Consider the following 1,803-nt stretch of genomic DNA (forward strand, 5'->3'; position numbering starts at 1 on the left):
TTATTTTTCCAGAGGGTGTAAGTCCCTTATGGGCGGATTAACAAACCGAACCATTAGTACGTCGCAAGGTGGTCAACCGTGAGGTTGGAACTAAAGGAAGCGAACCGACAAACTCCGGTACTGACGAACAGAAACGTCATAAGAGGCAAATTAAAGCGGATAAGCGTCCACAGCAACGCAACGTCCAAAGTTTACCCAAACTTTAATTTGTAGATGACGCAGGAATTGGAGGAAGGAAAAAGCTCTTACCAGAGGGAGGTCTTTGCAACCACGAGATGGTTAGGCAAAGAAGTCAGCAGAAGTCATAGTACTTGAAAGTAACGAGGTGCGAATAAATACCGCACAGGTCTCACAAACAAGGAAGGACAGAACGTAAAGAGGTTTTCAATGAGTAGCAGAACGCAAGTAGCTCTAATCAACGAAAACAGGTTAAAAACAAAACTAAAATGATTGAACGAGTAGTACAACCTTACAACCTTCAAAAAGCATTGGAACATGTCATAGCCAATAAAGGCAGTGCGGGTGTCGATGGCGTTTCAACTAGCGAACTCCGCCAGGTGTTCACACAGAATAAAACGCAACTTATTGAAGCTATAAACCAAGGGAACTACAAGGTACAACCCATTTTAGGGATTGCCATTCCAAAAGCAAACGGAAGCACCCGATTATTGGGCGTTCCCACCACCACAGAGCGAGTGTTGCAACAAGCCATAGGGCAAAGTATCACGCCACTTTTTGAACCCGAATTCAAGGCAAACAGTTTTGGATTTAGACCCAACAAAAATGCCCGACAAGCCGTTGGACAATCACGGGACTACATCCATCAAGGGTTGAACCATATAGTGGATATCGACCTAAAGAACTTCTTTGACGAAGTAGACCATTGCTTGTTACTGAATTTACTTTTTCAAAAAATAAAATGCAAAGCTACGATGCAACTCATTAGGCAATGGCTCAGAGCACCCATTAAAATCAACGGAAAACTACACAAGCGCAGAAAAGGCGTTCCGCAAGGAAGCCCATTAAGTCCACTATTATCAAACATCTTACTCCATCAACTGGATAAGGAAATGACACGAAGAGGACATAAATTTGTGCGCTATGCCGATGACTTTAGTATTTATTGCAAAAGCCACAATCAGGCAAAAGCTACCCGAGTAGTGATTGAAAAGTTCCTAAAAAACAAACTCAAATTAACCATTAATCAAGAAAAAAGTGGGATTAGAAAACCCATTAATTTTACGATTTTAGGATTTGGGTTTGTACCTAAGTATGAAAAAGGAAGCAAGAACAACTACCAACTCATAGTAGCCGAAAAGGCATGGAAACGACTAAAAGAGCGATTAAAAGCAATTACCCGCAAAACCACACCAGCCACTTTTGAAGAACGTATTGCCAAAATAAACGAAGTGCAACGAGGATGGTTGACCTATTTTCAAGGCACGAATATTTTAGGTAAACTACGAGATTTAGATGGCTGGCTAAGAAACCGACTTCGCTACTGCATTTGGCATCATTGGAAGAAACCCGAGCGAAAGCGAAAAAATCTTATACGATTGGGTGTCGACCAAGACCATGCCTACGCATGGAGCAGAACTCGAAAAGGGGGTTGGGCAATTGCACAAAGTCCTATTCTAGGCACAACCATTACTTTGCAACGCTTGAAGAAAAGAGGTTATGTTTCCTTAACCGAATTACACATCCAACTCAACCCATCTCTTTGCGAACCGCCGTATACGAGACCCGTACGTACGGTGGTGTGAGAGGCGCACTCCGTCAGTTTCTGGCGGAGCCGTCTACTCG

At 42.9% G+C, this 1,803-nt stretch carries 1 protein-coding gene; it reads left to right on the forward strand.

Features of this window, described 5'->3' with window-relative positions:
• Positions 1-446: 446 nt before the first annotated feature.
• The gene (gene ltrA, locus IAI56_RS15615) at positions 447-1,763 is read left to right on the forward strand and encodes a group II intron reverse transcriptase/maturase (protein WP_187658744.1); all 1,317 of its coding nucleotides are present in this window, start codon (positions 447-449) and stop codon (positions 1,761-1,763) included.
• Positions 1,764-1,803 lie beyond the last annotated feature (40 nt).

The sequence above is a fragment of the Flavobacterium macrobrachii genome (assembly GCF_014486675.1).
Taxonomy (GTDB): domain Bacteria; phylum Bacteroidota; class Bacteroidia; order Flavobacteriales; family Flavobacteriaceae; genus Flavobacterium; species Flavobacterium macrobrachii.